At 55.0% G+C, this 2187-nt stretch carries 4 protein-coding genes; 1 reads left to right on the forward strand and 3 read right to left on the reverse strand.

Going from position 1 to position 2187, the window contains the following annotated elements; translation table 11 throughout:
• Positions 1-106: 106 nt before the first annotated feature.
• The 3 genes from EJA71_RS17990 to EJA71_RS18000 are packed head-to-tail and all read right to left on the reverse strand — an operon-like array spanning position 107 to position 1091.
• A complete protein-coding gene (locus EJA71_RS17990; RefSeq protein ID WP_158958959.1) occupies positions 107-454 on the reverse strand; it encodes a hypothetical protein in 348 nt (115 codons plus the stop codon).
• A 56-nt stretch (positions 455-510) separates the two neighbouring features.
• The gene (locus EJA71_RS17995; RefSeq protein WP_158958961.1) at positions 511-819 is read right to left on the reverse strand and encodes an addiction module antidote protein; all 309 of its coding nucleotides are present in this window, start codon (positions 817-819) and stop codon (positions 511-513) included.
• Between the two features lie 2 nt (positions 820-821).
• The gene (locus EJA71_RS18000; protein WP_158958963.1) at positions 822-1091 is read right to left on the reverse strand and encodes a type II toxin-antitoxin system RelE/ParE family toxin; all 270 of its coding nucleotides are present in this window, start codon (positions 1089-1091) and stop codon (positions 822-824) included.
• Between the two features lie 205 nt (positions 1092-1296).
• Between EJA71_RS18000 and EJA71_RS18005 the strand changes: the two genes are divergently transcribed.
• A complete protein-coding gene (locus tag EJA71_RS18005; RefSeq protein ID WP_158958965.1) occupies positions 1297-2094 on the forward strand; it encodes a class I SAM-dependent methyltransferase in 798 nt (265 codons plus the stop codon).
• The last annotated feature ends 93 nt before the right edge of the window (positions 2095-2187 follow it).

Consider the following 2187-nt stretch of genomic DNA (forward strand, 5'->3'; position numbering starts at 1 on the left):
TGACGGAGTGTCAGTCGCGAAATTTACAGGCTGACGGGACGCCATCGCGGGCAAGCCCGCTCCCACAGGGTAATTCAGTGTATGCAGATTATGGGGGCAACCCGGATCAATGCTGCTGCCGGCTCAAACACTCCAGCACACAACTCGGATCCAGCACCTCGTCATTCACATAAATCCCGCGTTCGGCATCGTACGTGCGAATAAACACCCGCACCGTCGCATCCGCCACGGTCGGCAGTTGCGAATCGTAGAACACGTGATCATCCGGGATGACCACAAAATCCTCCGGCGCCGTATCGTCGTAAGGCTTGGGCGGTGTGGAACTCAGTGAATACGGGGCAGGGTGGGCGAAGGGCTGATTGGGCCCGTAGTAAACAAAATTGCTGTCCAGCGCTTGCGCCGGAGAGGCAGCAAGCAGACAGCCGGTCAACAACAGCCGATCGAGCATTAGCATGGCGGCACCTGCGAGTGCGGTTTTCCCCAAGGCTATTAACTATAGCTGCCCTGCATTCAAGCAACCGGGTGATTGATCACGTGCCCCGGCTGTGCGTAAAGATCGATGCCGAGGGCATGCATAACTTTCAAAACCGTTTCGAAGCGTGGCTTTGCGCCGGGCGCGAACGCCTTGTACAGACTTTCGCGACCCATGCCAGAAGTTTTGGCTACCTGCGTCATCCCGCGCGCCTTGAGCACATAGCCGATTGCGCGAAGAAACTCTTCGTTATCCCCGTCTGCAAGAACCTGGGACAGGTATTCGCTGATGGCTTCGTCACTGTCCAGCAATGCTGCCACGTCGAAATTCGTTAACGTCTGGCTCATGGTTAAACCTCCTTAGCCATTTTTTGTGCGCGTCGGATGTCTGCGCTTTGTGAAGACTTGTCGCCTCCAGCCAATAGAACGATGACTGCACCGTTACGCATCGTGAAATACACCCGATAGCCTGCACCCACATCTACGCGCATTTCAGATACGCCGAGATTTCCTGTTGAGGCCCGATCAATGCGACGTGCGATGGCTACTTTTGCCCGCAGGTCTCGAACAGAACGGTGCCAAGCCTGGAAGACTGCTGTTTGTTGAATAAGATAATCCATTGCCTGACTGTATCCAAGTGGATACTTTTGCGCAGTCAGCTAAGTCGTCTATCAAGCCTTGAAATATCGTTGATATTTGTAGGCAAGAACTTCCTCATTTGTAGGAGTTGCCACGAGGGTTGGCTTACAAGTTTGCAACAACCGCAATTGAAGAGCTGATCTAGACTCGGATCCGCTCAATCACGAGCATCGTCCGGAGTGCGCCATGGAAGTGCCCAACAACAAAACCGCCGTCGAGAGCAATCGACAGGCGTGGAACGATTCCGCTCGCCATCACCAGGATTCGCCTGACTGGCAGGCTTTGCTTGGCGAGGTCGCGCAGGCGGATTTTTCTTGCCTCGATGAGACCCTGAGCGGGTTGCTGGAGGTCGACGGTAAAGATGTGATTCAGCTGGGTTGCAACAACGGGCGCGAGAGTCTGTCGCTCTTTGCCCTCGGTGCGAAGAGTGTGGTCGGTGTCGATCAGTCGGCGGCGTTTCTCGAACAGGCCCGCGAGCTGAACAAGCGTTCACCACACAACGCTGAATTCATCGAAAGCGATATCCATCACTTGCCGGCGTCCTTGCACCATCGCTTCGATGTGGCGCTGATCACCATTGGCGTTCTCAACTGGATGCCCGACGTTGACGAATTCTTCCGCCATGTCGCTTCAACGCTGAAACCGGGCGGGAAGCTGGTGATCTACGAAACCCATCCGTTTCTGGAAATGGTCGACCCGGATGCGGAAGATCCGTATCGCCTCGCCAGCTCGTACTTCCGCTCGGAGCCGTTTGTGCAGGAAGAGCCGATTGTCTATGTCGGCAAGGTTGAGCAGCAGTCGGCGAAGTCGTATTGGTTCGTGCATAACCTGGGCGCCATCTTCAGCGCTGCCATTGCGGCGGGGCTGAACATTGCGCACTTCAAGGAGTATGCGCATTCGAATCGGGAAGAGGTGTATGACCGCTATTTGAATCAGGAAGCGCAGATGCCGATGTGTTTTACCTTGGTCGCCATCAAAACCTGATAATAATCTTCGCGGCTACCGGCCTCATCGCTGGCAAGCCAGCTCCCACAGGATTTTGTGTCGTACAGATATAAGCGGTACACCCCAAAACCC

This window comes from Pseudomonas sp. PB106, assembly GCF_009764645.1.
Lineage (GTDB): Bacteria > Pseudomonadota > Gammaproteobacteria > Pseudomonadales > Pseudomonadaceae > Aquipseudomonas.